The organism is Spirochaetota bacterium (assembly GCA_030154445.1).
Taxonomy (GTDB): Bacteria; Spirochaetota; Brevinematia; order Brevinematales; family Brevinemataceae; genus Brevinema_A.
Genome location: JAGUQW010000006.1, coordinates 81,811 through 103,272 on the forward strand (window position 1 = coordinate 81,811; position 21,462 = coordinate 103,272).

At 30.4% G+C, this 21,462-nt stretch carries 18 protein-coding genes; 6 read left to right on the forward strand and 12 right to left on the reverse strand.

Translation table 11 applies throughout. The features are described 5' to 3' along the window. Positions 1-29: 29 nt before the first annotated feature. Both KFW21_03635 and KFW21_03640 read right to left on the reverse strand, forming a co-directional pair. Positions 30-854 carry a hypothetical protein gene (locus KFW21_03635; protein ID MDK2818525.1) on the reverse strand — a complete coding sequence of 275 codons (825 nt, stop codon included), beginning with the start codon at positions 852-854 and terminating at the stop codon, positions 30-32. 197 nt (positions 855-1,051) lie between these two features. After that, entirely contained in the window at positions 1,052-1,558 is a 507-nt protein-coding gene (locus KFW21_03640) for a hypothetical protein (protein MDK2818526.1), read from the reverse strand. 126 nt (positions 1,559-1,684) lie between these two features. Here KFW21_03640 and KFW21_03645 point away from each other — a divergent pair, with 126 nt between their 5' ends. The 3 genes from KFW21_03645 (at position 1,685) to KFW21_03655 (ending at position 5,519) form a co-directional block, all read left to right on the forward strand. Continuing rightward, entirely contained in the window at positions 1,685-3,781 is a 2,097-nt protein-coding gene (locus KFW21_03645) for a hypothetical protein (protein ID MDK2818527.1), read from the forward strand. Beyond that, entirely contained in the window at positions 3,774-4,346 is a 573-nt protein-coding gene (gene coaE / locus KFW21_03650) for a dephospho-CoA kinase (protein MDK2818528.1), read from the forward strand. The genes KFW21_03645 and coaE overlap by 8 nt, the downstream gene beginning before the upstream one ends. Positions 4,347-4,409: 63 nt before the next feature. After that, positions 4,410-5,519: a SpoIID/LytB domain-containing protein gene (locus KFW21_03655; GenBank protein MDK2818529.1), complete on the forward strand. Its 1,110-nt coding sequence runs from the start codon at positions 4,410-4,412 to the stop codon at positions 5,517-5,519. A 32-nt stretch (positions 5,520-5,551) separates the two neighbouring features. On the opposite strand, the gene lspA is transcribed toward KFW21_03655, so the two are convergent. The 9 genes from lspA to murI all read right to left on the reverse strand — a co-directional run bounded on the left by lspA (position 5,552) and on the right by murI (position 16,373). Continuing rightward, positions 5,552-6,097, reverse strand: coding sequence for a signal peptidase II (lspA, locus tag KFW21_03660; GenBank protein ID MDK2818530.1), 546 nt, complete (start codon positions 6,095-6,097; stop codon positions 5,552-5,554). Position 6,098: 1 nt separating this feature from the next. Beyond that, entirely contained in the window at positions 6,099-8,852 is a 2,754-nt protein-coding gene (gene ileS, locus KFW21_03665) for an isoleucine--tRNA ligase (GenBank protein ID MDK2818531.1), read from the reverse strand. 174 nt (positions 8,853-9,026) lie between these two features. After that, positions 9,027-9,962, reverse strand: a complete 936-nt coding sequence (locus KFW21_03670; GenBank protein MDK2818532.1) for a flagellin — start codon at positions 9,960-9,962, stop codon at positions 9,027-9,029. Positions 9,963-10,133: 171 nt separating this feature from the next. Beyond that, positions 10,134-10,994: a flagellin gene (locus tag KFW21_03675; GenBank protein ID MDK2818533.1), complete on the reverse strand. Its 861-nt coding sequence runs from the start codon at positions 10,992-10,994 to the stop codon at positions 10,134-10,136. A gap of 278 nt (positions 10,995-11,272) precedes the next feature. Further along, a complete protein-coding gene (recG, locus tag KFW21_03680) occupies positions 11,273-13,330 on the reverse strand; it encodes an ATP-dependent DNA helicase RecG (GenBank protein MDK2818534.1) in 2,058 nt (685 codons plus the stop codon). Between the two features lie 11 nt (positions 13,331-13,341). Continuing rightward, complete coding sequence (locus KFW21_03685) at positions 13,342-13,959, reverse strand: hypothetical protein (GenBank protein ID MDK2818535.1); 618 nt, start codon at positions 13,957-13,959, stop codon at positions 13,342-13,344. 10 nt (positions 13,960-13,969) lie between these two features. Further along, positions 13,970-14,497, reverse strand: a complete 528-nt coding sequence (locus KFW21_03690; GenBank protein ID MDK2818536.1) for a hypothetical protein — start codon at positions 14,495-14,497, stop codon at positions 13,970-13,972. Between the two features lie 35 nt (positions 14,498-14,532). Next, the gene (locus KFW21_03695) at positions 14,533-15,588 is read right to left on the reverse strand and encodes a hypothetical protein (GenBank protein MDK2818537.1); all 1,056 of its coding nucleotides are present in this window, start codon (positions 15,586-15,588) and stop codon (positions 14,533-14,535) included. A gap of 32 nt (positions 15,589-15,620) precedes the next feature. Further along, positions 15,621-16,373 (reverse strand): glutamate racemase, encoded by a 753-nt coding sequence (murI, locus tag KFW21_03700; protein MDK2818538.1) that lies wholly within the window; start codon positions 16,371-16,373, stop codon positions 15,621-15,623. A gap of 146 nt (positions 16,374-16,519) precedes the next feature. Between murI and KFW21_03705 the strand changes: the two genes are divergently transcribed. After that, positions 16,520-17,983: a hypothetical protein gene (locus KFW21_03705; protein ID MDK2818539.1), complete on the forward strand. Its 1,464-nt coding sequence runs from the start codon at positions 16,520-16,522 to the stop codon at positions 17,981-17,983. A 70-nt stretch (positions 17,984-18,053) separates the two neighbouring features. On the opposite strand, the gene KFW21_03710 is transcribed toward KFW21_03705, so the two are convergent. After that, the gene (locus tag KFW21_03710; GenBank protein ID MDK2818540.1) at positions 18,054-18,533 is read right to left on the reverse strand and encodes a PTS glucose transporter subunit IIA; all 480 of its coding nucleotides are present in this window, start codon (positions 18,531-18,533) and stop codon (positions 18,054-18,056) included. A gap of 184 nt (positions 18,534-18,717) precedes the next feature. Here KFW21_03710 and nagB point away from each other — a divergent pair, with 184 nt between their 5' ends. Beyond that, complete coding sequence (gene nagB, locus KFW21_03715) at positions 18,718-19,470, forward strand: glucosamine-6-phosphate deaminase (protein MDK2818541.1); 753 nt, start codon at positions 18,718-18,720, stop codon at positions 19,468-19,470. Between the two features lie 30 nt (positions 19,471-19,500). Next, positions 19,501-21,462, forward strand: a complete 1,962-nt coding sequence (gene nagA, locus KFW21_03720) for an N-acetylglucosamine-6-phosphate deacetylase (protein MDK2818542.1) — start codon at positions 19,501-19,503, stop codon at positions 21,460-21,462.

The window sequence follows — 21,462 nt, forward strand, 5'->3', positions numbered from 1 at the left end:
TATTGGATCTTGTCAATGAGAATTATATCTTATAGGGCAGACAGATCGTATGAATAAGATATTCCACCAGATAATTTAAGATTATGTTTAATATTAGTTATAATATTTGTTGGCTCATAACGGAATTGTAAATATCCACCAAAACCATTAGGATCACTATAATATAAGGTGTTATTCCATCTAATATTAAAATTCTCTGCTAATGCTTTTCCAGAATCAGCTTTTCCGTTAAGAGATGCACTACCTTTAGTTCTGAATCTTGCTTCAGTTTCGAAAGCCCATCTAGGATGAAATGCCACAGCATAAGCTGTTCTTATATCTATATAGTTAATAATATGGCGAGTATTACCCTTTTCTGCTGTTTGAAGAGTAGCGTATAAAGAATTTCCTGTGAAATAAAACTCATAAGTATTTTTTATTGAGAATGATTGATTATCAGTAAAATTCAATTTATATTTCAAAGCTGCATCCATACGACCTGTTGTATGAACTCCTAGAGTAAAGTATTTATCAAAATTAAGATTAATTAATCCATAACCTACAATATCATAACTTGCTGTAGGTGATCCCACTGTATCACCATTGTGAGCTGTATTTAGAGATCCAGTCTCTGTACAAAGGGCTATAGTAGTATCTACTGATAACCATTTTGCATTAGCAAAATTTTGGGAATAATTCATTCCTGATTCAGACCATAGATTGAGTAACTTCCCAGCTTGTGGATTGATATTCCCTGATCCACCACATACATACACACTAAGCGCCTTATTAACATTGGGCTTTTGTTCTTGTGTGTAAGATGTTGTTTGCACAGCTATTGATAATACTAGTACAAGAAAAATATTCCTCAACATTTTTTGTATCTCCTATAATTTTTATACATATTAAACCCTATTGTATTATTTTATATCATATTGATTAAAATGTCAACATATTACGCAAAAAAAAATAAAAAATAGACAGAAAAATATTCGTTGTCTATTTTTTAGTAATAGTATAATATATAATAAGATATTTTAAAAGGTGATATCAAGTATTAATATGATTTTTTTTAATATACTAGCTGTAAAATATAACCATCTTTGAAATATTCTGGGATGGTAAGTTTTAATAAAGGTTCTATTTGATTGTATCCAGGAGATATTAATAAATAATATTGATTTAGAAAATAAAAAGAATAATATAGTATTTTCTTTTGAGAAGGAATCACAAAAATACCAGAATTAGGATAGGGGCCTTCTTGAATAAATTTTATAGGATAGGATTCTGTTGGATATTTTGCAACTGCGCCTCGTGTTACAGATACTCTTCCATATTGATTGTCATTAAAAATAACATATAGATCCTTATTGCTTTTTATATCTGAAGTTATCCATACAGTCTCTTGTAATTCTTCGAAGATAGATGTTGTTAAATTTAACAAAGGAATCTTCTTAGAAGCAAGGTTTAGTTTAGTTTTACTATTTTGTGGAGAGGCGAGATCTTGATTGTAAATAGTATTGTATGGTAGTAAAATCATAAAACTGAGTATTATAATAGAAAAATATTTAAATGTCATTATAGTCCTCATTATTTGAAATAATAATTTTATATCGGTTAATTATTAAATGTGTTTAGTTACAAAATTGTATAATATAATATTATATAATATAATGTTATATTATATAAAGAAAAGGTGAAAATTTTGAAAAAAATAATTTACAATATCCTATTTTTTATTAGTGTTACTTTTTTTATTCCCACATATACACAAAATGTTGTTAATGTAAGTCTTTCCACACAAGAAATGAAAAATGGTATAGCACTTTTTAATGAAAGAAAATATGCAGTAGCTATTCAAGCGTTTGAATTAGCTTTATCTTATGAGCCACTAAATCATGCTGCAAAGTATCGTTTAGGCTTATCATATTTGTACGCTGGTTATACTCAGAGTGCTATAAAAATTTGGGAAGAATTGGTTCGTTTAGGGGTTGCTGATCATCAAGTAATAGAACAGCTAAATAGTCTTTATTTCAAAATATCTTTGGATGAAGGTTATGACTATGAAAACCCTTATATTTTTAGAGAATACTACGATGGATTTACGCAAGGGGGACATGATATCTTTAGAACTTCTTTTGTTACTTATGATAGTGCTAGAGATCTTAAATATGTGTCTTCTATAGGTAAAAAACAAGTAGTTGTTTTGAATAATGCTAATAATATTGTCAGTAAATATGGATCTCGTTTGTTTTTACCATCTGTTTTAGAGATTCCCATGGGCTTGGCAATTTATAGTAATTTGTTATATGTTGCTGATTATAAAAAAAATAAAATTTTTGCCTTTAATAGAGATAATTTTGGTAGTGTAGTATTGAGTTTTGGAGAAAGTGGTTCTTTATCGAATCAAATATCTGGACCTATGGGCTTGGCTATTTCGTATGATCAGTATCTTTATATTGTAGATAATGGTAATAGTCGAATACAAAAGTTTCTTCCAGATGGTTCGCATGTTTATTCTTTTGGAGAAAAGTACTTATATAGACCAACAGATATTGAAATAACAAAAGATATTATATATGTAAGTGATATTGATAAAAATCAACAAGGACGAGTTGTTTTGTTTGATAATAATGGTAATTTTATCACTAATATTGGGCAACAATTTTTAAAAGAACCAAGAGGCTTGTATTTAGAAGATGATAAGTTATATATTTCTGATGCTACAGGATATCTTTATATTTATAATACTATTTCTAAAACAACAAGCTCCTTTGTTACGGGTGATAAATTAGTAACCCCCTTTGATATGATTAAAGATAAAGATAAAATTGTGTGGCGTACTGATTTCAATAGTGAAAAAATCGCTATTTATACACCTCTTCAGGGAATATATGGAAATGTTAATATAGAAGTGCCACAAGTTCTTACAGATAAATATCCTTATATTTATTCTGTTATAAGAGTACGAAATAAAGATGATTCTCCTATCACTGGACTTTCTAAAGAAGAATTAGGATTGACAGAATTTGATCAAGCTGTTCCTGATTTATTAGTTAATAATATGGATACTTATAGAAGTAATATGAAATTATCTATTATCATTGATAATAGTTTAGCAGCACAAACTTATGTTCCTCAACTAGAGTATTATTTAAAAACTTTTTTAAGTAATACTTCTGGAGCTGATCAAATCGATGTATCTATGTTAGATGAAAAAACATATCGTTCAAAATTTCAAATAGCTAGTGTTTCAAAAATATGGACTTTTATTACTAATCATCAACCAAAATCAGAACTTCCTATTTCTTGGGATGTACCTATTTATGATGCTGTGACATCGTTATTAAATAGTTTTGAAAATAGAGCTATTATTATCTTTACCTCTGGAGAAGGATATCAAGATTCTTTTTCTGAATACGGATCTGATGTTATCAATACTTATGCAGATCAAAATAGTATTCCTATCTATATAATTAATTTTGGTACTAAAAACACAGAATTTTGGACAAAAATGGCTGAAGATTCTCATGGTAAATATTTTCAAGCAAATGAAAATGCAGATCAGATTTTGGATTTATATACATTTATTAAGAACTCTTCACCTTTAGAATACATAGTAGAGTATACTGGTTATGATTATTCTGATATCCCTGATTTATGGATAGATACTGTTTTAAAATTAGAGCGTTTTGGAGTAAGTGGGATAGTGTCTAGTGGGTATTATGTGCCTAAACCTGCAAAAAAATCTATTAACTTACGGGAGATGTTTTTCCCAACAATTAGTACTGTCAATGAATAAAGCTTGTATTATAGGATTGTACGGGCAAGTGGGTACAGGCAAAAGCACGGTGTCTCAATTTTTTGTATCCAAAAAATGGACTTATATTAATCAAGATCTTTTAGGTCATCAAGTAATTGATGAATATAGGGATGAAATAGTACAATTATTTGGCGATCAAATAATAGAATACAATCAGATTGATAGAAATAAACTTGGTGCTCTAGTCTTTAATGATCCTCAAAAAATGTCTGACTTAGTAAAATTTTCTTATCCTATTATTATTCACAAAACAAAAAAGTTGTTAGCTCAACATGATAATCATACTATTATAGAAGGTGCTTTTTTTTATAAAGTGAGACATAGTATTCCGTATACGCATCTTATTTATATAGAAACAACTCATGATATTCTCTACCAACGTCTTATCAACAGAGGGCATACTATCTCTTGGATAGACAAAGTTCTCTCTTCTCAACAAGATATCCAAGAGCATAAAATATTAGCCGATTTTGTCCTCAATAATGATGGAGAAAAAGAGGCTCTTCATAGCCAAATTCAAAATATTCTTTCTCAGTTATTTTAATACTCTTCTTTAGTTTATAACTAGATATTGTCGATATAAGTTTATCTATTTATAGGAAGATAAATGTTAAAATTTTTTTATATGCTATTATTTGTATTATTGATATTATCAAATGTATCTTATACAGCACCTCAATCAAAAAGAATACATACAAGAGTTCTTTTAAGTTCAGATTTAATCTATAAAATTAGCTTGAAAGATCCTTATAGTATTATTGTTAATAATAAAAAAGTATTGTACAAAGGTAATTTGGATATTCGATTTCATAAACAAGGTATAGTACTTAATAATAAATTGTTAACAACACCATGCATAAAAGTTTTAGGGACGACATCTTTTTCTGTAAATAATCGTGCTTATAGAGGATCTTTTGTTATACATAGAGAAAAGAATAATCTTAATTTTGTGAATATTGTAGAATTAGAGCAGTATTTGTTGAGTGTTGTTCCGTCAGAAATATATAAGTCTTGGAATCATGAAACATTAAAAGCTCAAGCTGTTGCTGCAAGAACTTATGCCTTATATGAAATGAAAAATAGTAGACAGAATAAAAATAGAAATTTTGATCTTTTTGCGGATACGAGATCTCAAGTTTATAATGGTATAAAAGAAGAATATAAAAATACTTCCAAAGCAGTCTGGGCAACAGAAGGACAAGTATTGACTTACAAGGGTGCTTTGATAAAATCTTACTTTTCATCTTCTATTGGTGGTATGAGTGCTGCTGGACATGAAATCGGCGATAATAAACCTTATTTGAATCCTGTGAAATCATATTATTCAAAACAAAATCCTAATAATATTTGGGCTATAAAAATTCCTTTGAAAAAAATACAACAACAATATAAAACTACTCAGATTAAATCTATGGATGTTTCTTCTCGAAGCCCTTCAGGGCGTATTAATAAAATTAATATCAAAGATTCTAGAGGAAAAATAACTTCTATCAGTGGATATCAATTTAGAGAAAAAATGGGTGCTACGAATATGAAAAGTACAAGAGCCAAAATAACCGTCTCTAAATCAGGAAATCTTATTATTAAGGGAACAGGATATGGACATGGCGTGGGTATGGGACAGTGGGAAGCTCAAGAACTAGCACAAAGAGGTGCTGGCTATTCTCAAATATTGAAATATTTTTATCAAGGAACACGCTTACAAAAATTATATTAACATAAAAAAAGAGAGCTTATAGCTCTCTTTTTTTATGTTAATGATTTATTTATAGTTTTATCTTCTTTAATTTCAAAGAAAATAATCAGAATAGATAATAAAATACAACCTGATACAATAAAAATATCGGCAACATTAAAAGTATACCAACGATATGTTGCTATTCCAAAATCTAAAAAATCGACAACAAATCCTCTAATCATTCTATCGATAATATTACCTAGAGCTCCACCTAAAATCATTGCTAGAGCTATTCGTCCAGTAGGAACTGCTACTTCTTTGAGTAATTTAGAGATATTGTGGTAGAAATACCCTAAAATTATTAATGCTATTGATGATGTGATAGAGAGGATGGCTACAGTGTATGATTTTGGTAAATCGCTTAATAATCCAAAAGTAATTCCAAAATTTTGTACATATGTTAATTTGAAATAAATATCAATAACAGAGATTGAATCACTGAGAGGGTACGGTTGATAATTAAATGTTTGTAAAATAGCCCATTTAGTATACATATCTAAGGTGAATGCACCTAATACAATAGTTATCAATAATAAATTATTTTTTATTTTTGTCATCTTAAACCCCTTGTTTGAATTTTTTAATAATGGAAGAACAACTTATACACAGTTCATCTTGTATGTTTTTTTTGATTTTCCAACAGCGTTCACATTTTTTAGTTGTTTTGTTAATAGCTGTTTGAGCAGTAATAATAAGTTCAGTATTGTTATTTTTTATAAGTTCTATAGACGATATAATAAGAATTTCAGTAAGATCATTAATATAGGGTAAAAGATTATTGTAAGTAGCTGTATTACAATTTATAATAATTTTACCTTCTAAAGATGATCCGATTATACTTGAATCTCGTAACAATTGTAATTGTTTCATAGATTCTTCTCTTATCGTATAGAGTATTTTAAAATCCTGTGCCAATGAATCATTAATCCATTCTGAAGGAGTAGTAGTATTCATTAATAAATGAACAGATTCTTCTTTGTTATGTGAAGAGGTGTGATGATAAACCTCTTCACTTGTAAATACCAATACGGGAGAGAGCATTAATGTCAATTCTTCTAAAATATGACTCAATACTGTTTGTGCTGATTTTCTGGAAGGATCATTAGCACTAGAAATATATAATCTATCTTTTAGAATATCAAAATATTCTCCACTCAAATCAATAATAGTGAAATTAAATATTTCTCTATAGGCTCTATGGAATTGATAGTTATCCATATATTTTTTAAAATTTATTTTTAAAGTTGCCAATTTATGCAACATGTGTTGATCTAATTTTGTAAGTTGATTATAAGTTAAGCGATCATTATTATTAAAGTCAAATAATGATCCCAAAAGATAACGAAAAGTATTTCTTAATTTTCTATAAAGATCTACAGTTTTTTGAATAATATTATCACCAATTCTAAGATCTTTAGTATAATCTTCAGTTACTGTCCATAATCTAAGAATATCTGCCCCAAATTTGTCAGTAACTTCTGATGGTGATACAGAATTACCTGCAGATTTATGCATTTGATGTCCATTTTCATCCAAAACCCATCCATGAGTAAGCACTGCTTTAAAAGGTGGAAAGCCATTTATACCCATACTATTCCATAAAGAAGATTGAAACCAGCCTCTATACTGATCGTTACCTTCAAAGTAAAGATCAGCAGGACATGATGCGTATTTGTTGAGTACAGCATAATGAGAAGAGCCTGAATCAAACCAAACATCTAAAATATCCTCTTCTTTTGTGAACTCATTGTGACCACAATGTGGGCAGAGGAATCCTTGTGGTAAAAGTGTTGTTGCATCATTTTCAATCCAAAAATTCAATCCTTCTGTACGGACACGAGTAGCAATATCCATTGCTAATTGTTCTGAAATAATAGCCTCTTCACAATTTTTACAATAAAAAGCTGGTATCGGTACGCCCCATTTGCGTTGGCGTGATACACACCAGTCAGGTCTGTTGGTAAGCATATTTTTGATTCTTTCTTCTCCCCAACTTGGCATCCATTTTACAGAAGAAGAAACAACTGCTATTGTTTTTGCAGCTAGTTTGGGGTCAGATACTTTGAAGAACCATTGAGGTTTTGTTCTAAAAATAATAGGTGTTTTAGTTCTCCAATCGTGAGGGTAAGAGTGAACAATATCTTGGGTGAAATATAACAATCCTAATGTTTTTAAATATTCAATAATTTTTGGATTTGCATCAAAAACTTTGACGCCTTGCCATTCTGGTACTTCAGCTGTAAAACGACCCTCATCATCAACGGGAGATAAAATATCTAAGTTATATTTTAATCCTGTGTTATAATCATCTGTACCATGTCCTGGAGCAGTATGAACAATACCTGTACCAGTATCCATTGTTACATAATCAGCAAATACTACCTTAGATTCTCTTTCAATCCAAGGATGAGCTACTTTTAATTTTTCTAAGTCATTACGAGTTATTAATTGACTTGAAACTTCTGTTGCTGCAGTTAGTGCGAGAATTTGTTCTTTTAGAGCAGAACCAAGAATCATGGTAATACCAGAATTAATAGTTACAGCTTCGTAAGTTTCATCAGGATGAAAAGCAATAGCAACATTAGACGGTAGTGTCCAAGGGGTTGTAGTCCAAATAATAACATAAGATTTTTGAGGTAAATTGATATCTTGAAAATTTGTAATTGGAAATAGTGTATATGCTGTAGGAGATGTATGGTTATGGTATTCGACTTCAGCATCTGCAAGAGCAGTACGACTTTCTGGAGACCAATAGATAGGTCTTTGTCCACGATAAATATAACCATTTCCTACTAATTTGCCGAAAGCTTCAATAATAGATGCTTCATAATCGTTAGACATGGTAAGATAAGGATTATCCCAATCTGCAGTTATTCCAAGACGCTTGAAACTATCGCGTTGTTTGTTTACAAATTGTTGAGCATATTCACGAGATTTTTGACGAATTTCAACAGGAGTTAAGGAATCTGCGGTTTTACCTAAGGACTTTAATGTATTTAATTCTATAGGAAGTCCATGACAATCCCAACCAGGAATAAAAGGAACTTTGTATCCTTCCATGTATTTATAACGACAAATAACATCTTTTAAAATTTTGTTTAATGCTGTTCCAATATGGATATCCCCATTAGCATAAGGCGGCCCATCATGAAAAATAAAAGAAGGAGCTTGTTCTTGTTTGCTTAATCTTTTTTGGTAAATATTTTTTTCTTCCCACTCTTTTAATAGGATAGGTTCTTTGTTAATCAACCCAGCTCTCATATCAAAATTAGTTTTTGGGAGATTGACAGGATAGGATTTCTTTTTACTCATAATTGTCTCACTTTTAATATTTAATATAATTATAACAGAATACATATGATATTGCAATACTTAAAATATGATTTATAGTATCTCTCATAAAAGAAAATAAAAAATAAAAACCCCCTAGTTATCCTAGGAGGTTTTTTTTATTAAAAAAGAGACTCTAACTCTTATTGAGTAGAGCTATGACAATAGGGATAGAATCATTTGGGGTTTTAGATTAGCTTGAGCGATCATGGAGACAGATGCTTGTTGAAGAATTTGATTCTTAACAAGGTCACTAACTCCACGAGCCATATTAGTGTCACGAATACGAGATTCGGCAGCACTAGTATTCTCATAAGCAATATATAAGCCTTGATATACACTTTGAAATCTATTTTGATAAGCCCCAAGTTCTGTTCGTTGACTTGTTACTTCACGTAGTGCATTGTCAATTTTTCCTATGGACAAATTAGCCATATCAGCAGTAGTTGTACCAATGGTAGAATTTCCATTACCATCACGCAATCCTAATCCTTCAGCACTAAGTTGTTTGATATAAATTTGAACATTATCATCTTGATTAGGTCCAATATGTAATAACAAACCACTACTAGCATTAGAAGTAGTAGAATTATTTGCTACTGAAGCTGTATTTACTGCTTCTTGACCTTCTCCTGTCGTTTCAGCAATAGGAGAAGGTGTGCTAGGTTGAGAAAATCTACCATCGAGCATAGCCATAGTATTGAATTGAGCAGTATTAGAAATACGATCAATTTCATCTACAAGCAATCCTATTTCTAGATTAAGATAGCCACGATCTTCATCCGTGTAAATCCCATTAGCCCCTTGAACACTTAATTCTCTTACCCGCTGTAGAGAGTTAGTTACTTCTTGTAAATAACCTTCTGTAGTTTGAATAAAAGAAGTTGCATCTTGGGTATTTCTCATGGCTTGATTTAATCCACGAATTTGAGTACGCATTTTTTCAGAAACAGCAAGCCCAGAGGCATCATCTGCTCCACTATTAATACGCATCCCTGAAGATAGTTGCTCCATATTTTTGGACACTTTATTATCCATTATATTAGCTTGTCTATTTGCAAAAATAGAGCTAATATTATTATTAATAATCATATATTATTCCTCCTTGAATATATACCTATACAAGAGTAGAGCCTCTTTCTAAATTTTGTAGATTAAGACATGGTATATAATTCTCGTAGGAAAAATAATATATTATTGTTGATAATGTAAAATCAGGAATATTCCCTAAATAAAATTAGAGAATATTCCTGATTAAATAGTTTATCTTAATAGTTGTAAAACCATCTGTGGTCTTTGATTAGCTTGAGCTAACATTGATATAGCAGCCTGTGTTAGGACTTGGTTTTTCGCTAATAAGCTAGATTCTTGAGCCATGTTAGTATCACGAATACGAGATTCTGCAGCTTGGAGATTTTCTGATCCAACCATAATACTACGAGTAGCTGATTCTAGTCTGTTTTGATACGCACCTAAATCAGCACGTTGTTTGTTAACTTTTGAAAGAGCTTGATCGATAGTACCAATAGCTATATTTGCACTGTCTTGTGTTGAAATTGAAATAGGATTGTTATTTCCTACATTTCTTATTCCTAATGCAGTTGCATTCATAGTATTAATTTGAACTTGTACTCTTTCGTCCATATTAGCACCAAGATGTAAATACATTTCAGCAGCAGGTGTACTTTCTGCTGTTGGTTCAGAGAACATACCTGAAAGCATTTTTAAACCATTAAATTGAGCTTGTGAACCGATACGATCGATTTCGTCAACCATTTGTGCTACTTCTGTTTGAATATATCCACGATCTTCATCAGAATAGATTCCGTTAGCTGCTTGAACAGAAAGTTCTCTAACACGTTGAAGTGCATTGCCTACTTCTTGTAAATAACCTTCTGTAGTTTGAATAAAAGATACGCCATCTTGGGTATTTCTAAGAGCTTGATTTAAACCTTTAATTTGAGATCTCATTTTTTCAGAAACAGCTAGTCCTGATGCATCATCACCAGCACGATTGATACGCATACCTGAAGATAATCTCTCCATGTTTTTATCAGTCATCGCTGAATCTATAGCTAATTGGCGATTCCCAAAAATAGAGCTAATATTGTTATTGATAATCATGATATCCTCCTTGATTCATGTAAGGTTTTTATATCTTATTAATTATATAATAAAAATTTATACTGTCTTTAATTATTATATAAATTCAATATATATTCCTCCTATTTTTTTTATATTTTATTTATAAAGTTTTTCATATTTTAACCGAGAATATACAATACCTTTATTTTATAAATATATTGTATTTTTGTATCGGATCTATAATCTTTAAAACTTTAGTTTAAAATATAAAAAGCACTCTTTAAATAAAAGAGTGCTTTTTTGGTATGGAGTTTCTATTATCCAGAGAATACTCTGAAAGATCTATCAAGTTCTAAAAATTCTAATAATGATAGATGAATTGGTAATTTAAGTTGAGGATCTTTGGCAAAAATTAATTGAGAATCATTGACAGAGGCTTGTAATATTTTTTGATCTTTGGTAAAATCTGCTAACTTAAAAATAGGAACTCCTGTTTGTTTAACTCCTAAAATTTCACCAGGTCCTCTAATTTTGAGATCTTCTTCAGCAATAATAAAGCCATTTGTAGTAGAACAAAAAATATCCAATCGAGAGTCAGCATCATAGCCATAATTTACAGCAAAACAAAAAGATTTTTCTGAGCCTCTACCAACACGACCCCGTAATTGATGTAATTGAGCTAAACCAAATCGTTCTGCATTTTCTATAATCATTATAGTTGCATTAGGTATATCAATACCTACTTCAATGACGGTAGTAGCAATAAGAATTTGAGAATTATTTAGTGAAAATTCTTGCATGATTTGATCTTTTTCAACTTGAGACATACGCCCATGTATAAGACTAATATTGTATTGAGGAAAAAGTTTAATAAATTCTTTATACACTTGTTCTGCTGATTTTACATTGCTTATAGTTTCATTATCTTCAATAAAAGGACATACAACAAAAGCTTGTCTTCCTTGTTGGACTTCACTGTGTAATTTGTCAAGCATAGCTCTATATTGCTTTTGTTTCACCTGAGTTGTTTGTATTTCTTGTCTTCCTACTGGTAGTTCATCAATGATAGATATATCCAAATCTCCGTACAAAGATAAAGTGATAGTACGCGGAATAGGAGTAGCAGTCATTACTAAAATATCAGGATTATCACCTTTTTTGATGAGCATTCCTCGTTGTTCTACTCCGAATTTGTGTTGCTCATCAATCACCACTAAAGTAAGATTATGATAAATAACTTCTTTTTGAAAGATAGCATGTGTTCCTATAAGAATAGGAAGTGTACCAATCTTCAGCCCTTCCAAAATAGGTTGTCTGTCTTTGCTTGAGATACTTCCTGTTAACAAAGCACAAGGGATTTGTAAAGTTTCTAATAGAGGTTTTATTTTTTTATAATGTTGGAAAGCTAAAACTTCTGTAGGAGCAAGAAAAGCTGCTTGATGACCATTAGTCGCTGCAAGAATCATAGTAGCGAGAGCAACTGTAGTTTTACCAGAGCCAACATCTCCTTGAACTAATCGATGCATGGCATGTTCTTGATTGAGGTCTTTAAATATTTCTTGGATAACACGCTTTTGAGCGGAAGTCATTTGAAATGGTAAATGTTGTTTAAATTGATGTAAGATAGCTTGATTAGGATAACGATGCTTTTTTATTATTTTAATTTCTTGTAGTCTTTTGAGTTCCAAGGCAATTCTTGTACAGAGAAATTCTTCATAAGCACCTCTTACCCTTGCTTTTTCTAATTGTGAAAAAGTGTCAGGGTAATGTAATTGTTGTATGCATGATGTTTTATCTAATAAATTCCTGCTTTCTCTAAAATATTTAGGGATAGGATCTTTGATGTTTTTGAGAGAGAGATCAAAAGCTTTTTTAATTATTTTGTAAAACTCTTTTTGTTTAAGACCTTCTGTTAATCGATAAACTGGCATTATTTTCCCTAATAGAGAAGTAGCAGATCCAAATTTTTCTATTATTTCAAATTCAAAATTAGAAGATTGAATTTTATTAAAACGAAATTCAAATTTGCCATAAATATAAAATTCTTGACCTATAGGCATTGATTTGTCTATGCCACGCATATTGAAAGTAACGAGTTCAGCACTAGCAGAATGATCAGTAATAAGAATTTTGATTTGTCTTTTTTTGTTCCAAAAAAATGATTCTTGTGCGATAACAGTAGCTTTGATAACAGCTGTTTCTTGAGAAAAAACAAGATCTGTTAAACAACTAATCTCAGTTCTATCTTCATAACGAAAAGGAAAATAAGTAATAAGATCTTCTAAGTTTTCTATGCCCATTTTGTGAAGTAAAAAAGTTTGGCGTTCTGTATAATGTTGAGTAATAGGGATGGTTTTGAGTTCAGGAATTTTCATAAGTACCTAGGTTATAATCCTTTTTGTCTAGCTTGTGCTTCAATTTCTGTATTGATTTCTTTCATTAATTGAGAGAGACTATGCCCATCAGATGCATATTGTATAAGAGTATCTTTGAGAGTAGATTTGGGAAGAGAGGTATTATCTTTGTAGTCTTGTATATTCTGATCATTGTTAGACAATTTTCTCATTAATTTGTCAAAACGCATCATTTCAGGGAGAGATTTTGGAATTCCATCAAAGGTACTAGTACGCTCTGATTTTTCTTTTTTCTTTAGACGCTCCCAATTAGTAACAACTTCTTCTTGACTAGTTACTGTTGTATTTCCAAAAACATGAGGATGTCTAAAAATAAGTTTCTCTTTTGCTTGTGTATATACATCTGGTAAATTACAAATATTATCTTGTTGGGCAATATGACTAAGTAGTAATAGCATAAAAGTAACATCACCAAGTTCTTCAGCGATATCTTTGGAATCATTTTTTTGAATTGCTTCAGATAATTCAAAGCATTCTTCCAAAAAGAGTGCGTCTAATGATTGTATAGTTTGGTTTTTATCCCAAGGACAACCATTTTCGGAGCGTAATATATCAATAATTTTGTATAATTCTTCTAAAGAATTAATCATAAATTTATCCTTATTGAGATGTTTTTAATCTGATTTTTGATGTTTTTTTGAAGTTAGTAAATATAGAAGAAGTTTCTCTTTCTTTTATTGGAAAGGCAATACTTTTTAGAATTCCTGATAAATAGGGAGCAGCATTATGATTGTTGAGAAGATCACTAACAATAAGAATTTCTTTGATGATCACAGAAGGTGTAGGTTCTGTTTGAAGATTTAACACTCCTATGAGTAGTAGTGCTTTATCAAGAGTCAAAAATTTGTCCCAAGTTCTATTAGTACTAGTCTTAGAGATAATATTAATCAATAAATTTTCTTGTTCGTAGATTTTTATAATAGTAGTTTGAGCAAATTGTACGATTTGATATTGTACATTTGAAGGTAGCGTAGGATATTCTGGTAAGTATGTTTCTAATTTTGCTACATAATCTTCTATATATATAGGAGGGACTGTACCATTACTGATAATATCCATCTTGTCATTAAGATATAACACAGCTAATAAACGACCATATCTTCGGGCACTAATTTTTTTTTCTATCATAAATAATTCCTGTATACTTTTTACTTTTTACTTAATTATTTGAATTTATTAAAAACATTTTGATAGGTATTGTCAGAAGGTGTAAGAGTGATTTGTCCTTCAGTAATTCTTTTTTTAATAGATTTTTCTATTGCTTTTTCAGCTCGTTCAAATTTGATCATTTCTTCTACTTTAGGTAAGGCTGCATCAAATTCAAGTTGTGATGGCTGAATCACATCAAGAATTTTTATTGTTAAATATGTTGAAACTCCTGTACTTCTAAAAGGAATAGGTTGAGGAATGAATATACCTTTATTTTTGGTAATAGGAATAGGAGCGCCACCTAAATTGAGAGAAGGTTGAAGAGCAATACCTAATATTTCGTCAGGAATTTTCTTTTGAAGAATAAGAATATCTGGGGTAAACAATCCTGTTTGTCCAGAAAATGAAGTAAATCGTAATGAAGAATATTTCTTTTTAAGATTATTAAAATTATTAGAATCATCGAGATCTTTAGCAAGTTCTTGCATTTTTGTTTCTACAGTAGAAAGTTCTGATAAAGACCATTTATCTGAAATTTCAACGGCAAAAATAATAAGATTAAATTTTGGAAATTGAGAATCTTTGAAGAGTGCTTTGTTATTGTTATAAAATGTTTTAGATTCTGATAAGGTAATAGGTTTGTTAATTTCGGCTTTGATATGTACATCACCGAACATTAATTGTCTTTTTATTTTATCTGATCTGATGAGCATTCTATATAAATCACTATAATCATCATATAATTTTTTGCGTTGAGCACTAGTAGGGTCTGAAGGATTATTAGTCATCGCATTAATTTGTTTTCTTAATTCTACTTCATCCATATAATATTCTGAATTATTTTCAGCAATTACTAACAAAGATGATAGAGTGATTAGTTTTTCTAAGGCCTGATTAGCTGTAGGACGCTGTTGAGAAATAATTGCATCGAATTCACGCATACGAGTAATATCAACACTGGTAATAGCTATACTACCAACACTAACAACAATTTGATTCATGACTGCTGCTGGTGTATTGATAGATATAGTACCTAGTAGAATAATAAATATAATATTTTTTTTATTCATGATATCTCCTGAATATTGTTATGCAATAATTTTTAGATAGAAATATTTTGCCAAACAATATTTTGTTGCATTATTTCTTCTGATATACTTTGTAAGTTATCACTATATTTGGTCGTTAAAAACACAAGAGGTTTGATAGGCCCTGTTGTATTTTTTGAAATAATAGGTAATACTTGCTTTGTGATTCCATTATAGGGATTTATTATTGTTAAGTTCTCATAGTGAAGTTGAAATTTTTCTAATAATAAATTATAATGAGTACAACCTAAAATTAAATATTTGATATTATTAGGAAATTGAGTTATATATTGATTAGCTATTTCTATAATATTTTCTGTATTATTTTCTATCGCAGGAACTAATTGTGGTGCTGCAATTTGCGTAATATTAATATCAAAATTTACACGGTAAAAAGCATTTATATAGGCTTGATATTCTACTGTAAATGAAGTTGCAAGGATCCCAACATTTTTAATATTACCGAAGTCTTGTATATAGCTTTGTACAATAGAGTCGATAATACTATATAAAGGAATTTTTGATAACTTAATTTCAGGAATTAAACTACTCATTGTATTACAGGCAACAACAATACCTTTGGCTTTTGTAAAATAATTAATATTACGATTAAAAATTTCTTTTAATTGATCTTTGTTTTTTTCTCCATAAGGGATATTTTGAGAATCAGCAAGATATACGAATTCTTCGTGAGGGAATTGCTGGTGAAGATGTTTGAGAATACTCAAACCACCAAGTCCCGAATCAAAAACACCAATAAATGACATATTGAGATCCTTATAAAGTTGATATAATTATCTTATTATACATTGTTGAGACTCTTTATACAAGTATCTATGATAAAAATAATAATAAATTAATATAATAAAAATAAATAATATTTGTTAAGTATAATATTGAGGGCACATAAATTATGGGATTATTTCAAGAATTACCAGAAAATAGTTATATAAGAAAACTTCTAATAGGTGTAGATGATGCCTTTGCTGAGCGATTTTTACAAATGAAAAAAAATTATGAAACAGCTACTGATAAAGAAGATAAACGCATATACAGAGATAAACTGGGAAATATGTTTTGGGAATTATATCCTATGATTGCCAAGATGATAAATCCAGAACTAAGTACTGCTAAAAGATTGTTTTTACGCTATGGATTAGTTGATCTTAGAAGTTTATCACCAGAAGATCAGAAATTTATTTTGAATCAATCCTTAAACCCAGTGAATTACGAGGAAGAGACAGTTTTTTATGCTGATGAATGGCTTCAAGGAATAGTCGATGGCAAAATAAAACCGTCAGCTACTGATGAAACAGAAGGTCCTAAAATATCACAAATCCAACCTCACCAAGTAAATGCCAAACAAGAAAAGTATGTTTCTTTATTAAATGTAGAGCGTAGTCGATTTGAAGGATTTAAACAACAAAGAAATGATTTATTACAAAAAATCGATAATGGATTAAAGGTATTAACAGAATTACATGCAGATCCAGAAACACAAATAGAAGGCCTCTATACATTTGAACAAAATAAAGCACTAGATGATATTCCAGCTTTTCATAAAGAAATTAAAAAGATTAATAAAGAAATGGTATTGAGTGCACGAGCGATGGTTAAAGCTCAAGAATCTCTTGGCGAATTACAAACGGTAGAAGGTGGTGGTGAACTATCATCACCAAGCAATCATAAAGATATAGATAGTTTAATATCTGAGGTTAGTAATTTCCGACAAATGGTTAAAATGTCGGTAGGGCGTAAGGGGAATCCATTTCCTTTACTAACTTCTGGATTCTTGCCAAAAGGAAGTAGGGATTTTCTCTTTAGAGATATAGTAAAGAAAAAGTTAAATCAGTGGTTAGCCTTAGATCCAGAAGCTTTTCATCGTATCTATAAGGGTGAAACAATGAATATTATGCCTTATATGATCTTAGTACCTGGTTATGGAAATATAGGAGCTTGTTGGGAAGCTTTGGATAGTGATAATAAAAAATTTGGAAGAGGTAGAATGGTTCTTCCTATTTTTACAAGATCTGCAGATCTATCTTTACTTACTGGTATTGGTGATATTCGATGGCAAGCTGCGAAAGAAATTGCTTCTTACTATTGGATGGAAGAAGGATTAACAGGTCGTTATTATGAATATTATCTTGAAGCCAAGCTCAAAGGTGATCTAAAAACATTATTTATTACCGATTATCTTTTGTGGATGACAAAAGAAACGCAAGGTGTTCAGAAATTAGAACAAAATTCACGCTATGTATTTTGGCGATATGTGCCTCTTCCTACAGAGAACAAAGTACAACTCAGTAAGAAAGGTTATTATTACAATCAACTTTGGGAAAAAGAACAAGTCTGGCGTCAGAATAAAGATAAATAAATACAACGAAATAACTAAAAATCCTCCTATTTAATAGGAGGATTTTTTGATTTGTTTAGAACTTTGTAACTTATAAAGTAACCTGCATAATAAGCTCACCGGCTTTTACTATTCCAGAATTTTTGATAATTTGTAATGTTGCTGTTTCTGGTTTTTCTACGATAATAACAGGGGTAATAAGCGTTGAAACTTTGGATAACAGAGTTTCTTTGTTAAAGGAAATTAGAGGAGTTTGATTTTTTACAAATCCTTGTAAAGGGGCTAAAGCTTTAAAACCCTCTCCATTCAATTGAACAGTATCCATACCTATATGTACGATAGCTTCTATAGTACCATCATTACAACCGATAGCATGTAATGTATGGAAAATATTCACTTCACAATCAAAAGGTGAATAAAGAGTATCTTGGGTAGGATTAATACAAATACCTTCTCCCATCATTCCTTGTGCAAATGCTGCATCAGGAGATGCAGATAATGGTAAAATTTCTCCATCTAAAGGAGAATATATATTGATGACTTTAGGAGTCTTTTTTAAAAAATTAAACATGGTAACCTCAAAATATTTTTATTTAATTGTATAGATTATACAATTAAATAAATAGATAGTCAACTATAATATATAATATATATATTATATATATTATATATATTATATATTTTCTTATTTTAAATTTGCATAAAAATTAAAACATGTTATGATAGTTTATAGTGATCGATATAGAGGTATTACAATGCAATTAAAAGTGCTCCTGAATAGGCATGAATTAGTAGTCTCTGCAACAAAAATACTTGTTGAAAAAATCAATAATAATCAAAAAGAATATTTTGTATTGGGTTTGTCTACAGGATCTACAGTATTAAGTATTTGTGAAGAGTTAGTACAATATGTACAAGTAGATCAGGTTTCTTTAAAAAAACTTATTGTTTTTTATGCTGGGGAATTTGTTGGATATTCAAAAAAGATGCAACAAAAATATTTTGAATTATTACAAAATAATTTTTTTTCTAAGATTGATATCCTTCCTCAAAATATTTATACTTTAAATGGAATTGCTGAAGATCTTTCTATAGAATGTAAAAAATATGAGCAAAAAATTGTAGAATTAGGTGGAATAGATTTTTTCTTAGGTTCTTTAGGATCAATGGGTGAATTAGCTTTTAATGGACCTGGATCTTCCTTGCATTCTCGGACAAGACTAAAAACATTGACATCAGAAACAATCAAAGCTGATGCTCGTTTTTTTGGAGAAGATACTTCTAAAGTTCCTTCACAAGCTTTAACAATGGGAATAAGCACTATTTATGACTCTAAAGAAATATTGATAGTAGTCTATGGAATACAAAAAGCTTTTGCGATTAGATCTTGTTTGGAAAAACCAATTTCTAATATGAGTCCTGCCTCTATTTTACAAATGCATCCTAAAACTACCTTTATGGTAGATAAAGTTGCTGGTAGATTATTAACAACATTGATTAATGAATGAATTGCCTGAATTTGAACATAGGAGAAGGGGATGAGATTAATTATCACAGAAGAACATGTTGGTGATTGGGCTGCCTATTTTATAGCAAAAAGAATACTTGATTTTAACCCTACAGAGCAAAATCCTTTTATTTTGGGAATACCTGGGGGTGGGACTGTCTTACCTATGTATGAAAGACTTGTTCAGTTTCATAGAGATGGGGTATTATCTTTTAAAAATATAGTTTTTTTTAATACAGGAGAGTATTTAGGGATATCTCCCTCTAATGTTAATAGTTTTTACTCAACTATTAATACAAGATTTTTTAATTTTGTTGATGCAGAACTCAAAAATATTCATTTACTAAATTCTTTGGCAGAAGATATAAAAGAAGAAGGGCAACGCTACGAAGAATTAATCAAATCTTACGGGGGTGTTCACTTGTGGATTTGTGGCTTGGGAGATGATGGACATTTGGCATTTAATGAACCGGGCTCTTCTTTAACATCACGCACAAGAGATAAAGAATTAACTTTTGAAACGCGTGTTGCGAATGCAAAATTTTTTAACGGCAAGGTAGAATTAGTTCCCAAAATCGCATTAACTATTGGAGTGGGAACACTTCTCGATGCACAAGAAATTGTCGTATTAGCTCAAGGCTCTGCCAAAGCAAGGGCTTTACAAGTAAGTATTGAAGAAGGAATCAATCATCTATATCCTGCTTCAGCATTGCAAATGCATACAAAAGCAACATTTGTTGCAAGTGAAGAAGCTGTAGTAGATATTAGAGTCAGAACTTATCGGTATCATAAAGAAGTAGAAGCTAAAAATATTCATCCCAAAATTTTGATTAAAGGATTGTATAAATCTTATTATGCGTTAGTTAATGCTAGAGTATTTGACGGTGATAAGTTTCTTGATAATGCAACAGTGATTATTGAAAATGATAGAATAAAAAGTATAGAAATGGATTCTTCTTTAGATATTGTTATGACAAAAATAGATCTCAAAGGAAAAATAATTGTTCCTGGATACATAGATCTTCAAGTTAATGGTTGTGGTGGAGCTGATATTAATCATGATATTTCTTTAGATACTTTACAAGTATTACACGAAACAAATATCAAACATGGAGTAACATCTATAGCACCAACATTAATTACAACAAGTGATGAGCGTATTTTAGAAGCTATAGATCTTATTAATCATCTCGAAAATCCAGAATTATTGGGAATTATTGCTTGGCATTTTGAAGGACCATATCTTTCTAAAATCAAAAAAGGTATTCACGAAGAAAAATATATTAGAAAGCCATCTATAGCAATTTTAGATGCGATTATAAATACTAATATTTCACGCAAAATAGTCACCTTAGCCCCAGAAGAAGTAGATAGTGTGCATATCAAAAAATTAGCAGATGCTGGTGTAATTGTTTCTATGGGTCATACTAATGGGACTTTTGCTCAAATATCAGAAAAAATACCTAGTGGTCTTACTATGGCGACACATTTGTACAATGCCATGAAACCTTTTGACTCTCGAGAACCGGGAGCTGTAGGAACAGTGTTGGAAAGCGATAATATTTATGCAGGAATTATTGTAGATGGAATTCATTGTAATTATGCTTCTGTGGATATAGCTTACAAATCATTAGGAGATCATCTATTTTTGGTGAGCGATTCATCTGCTCCTGCAGGTACTGATATAAAAGAATTTGAATTTGGTGGACGGAAAATTTATCATAGAGATGGTAGATGTATTGCTGAAGATGGTACTTTAGCTGGAGTTGCTATTTTGATGGATAAATGTGTTCAGAATTTAGTGAAGTATGTCAAAGTACCACTAGAAGATGCTTTTAGAATGGCTTCTCTTTATCCAGCGCGTTCTATTAACAAAGATGATGAATATGGATATCTCAAACCTGGTTATAAGGCTGATATTACCATATTAGATACAGATTTGAAAGTACATGGTGTAGTATCGAATGGACGCTATATACCAGTTGAAAATTAA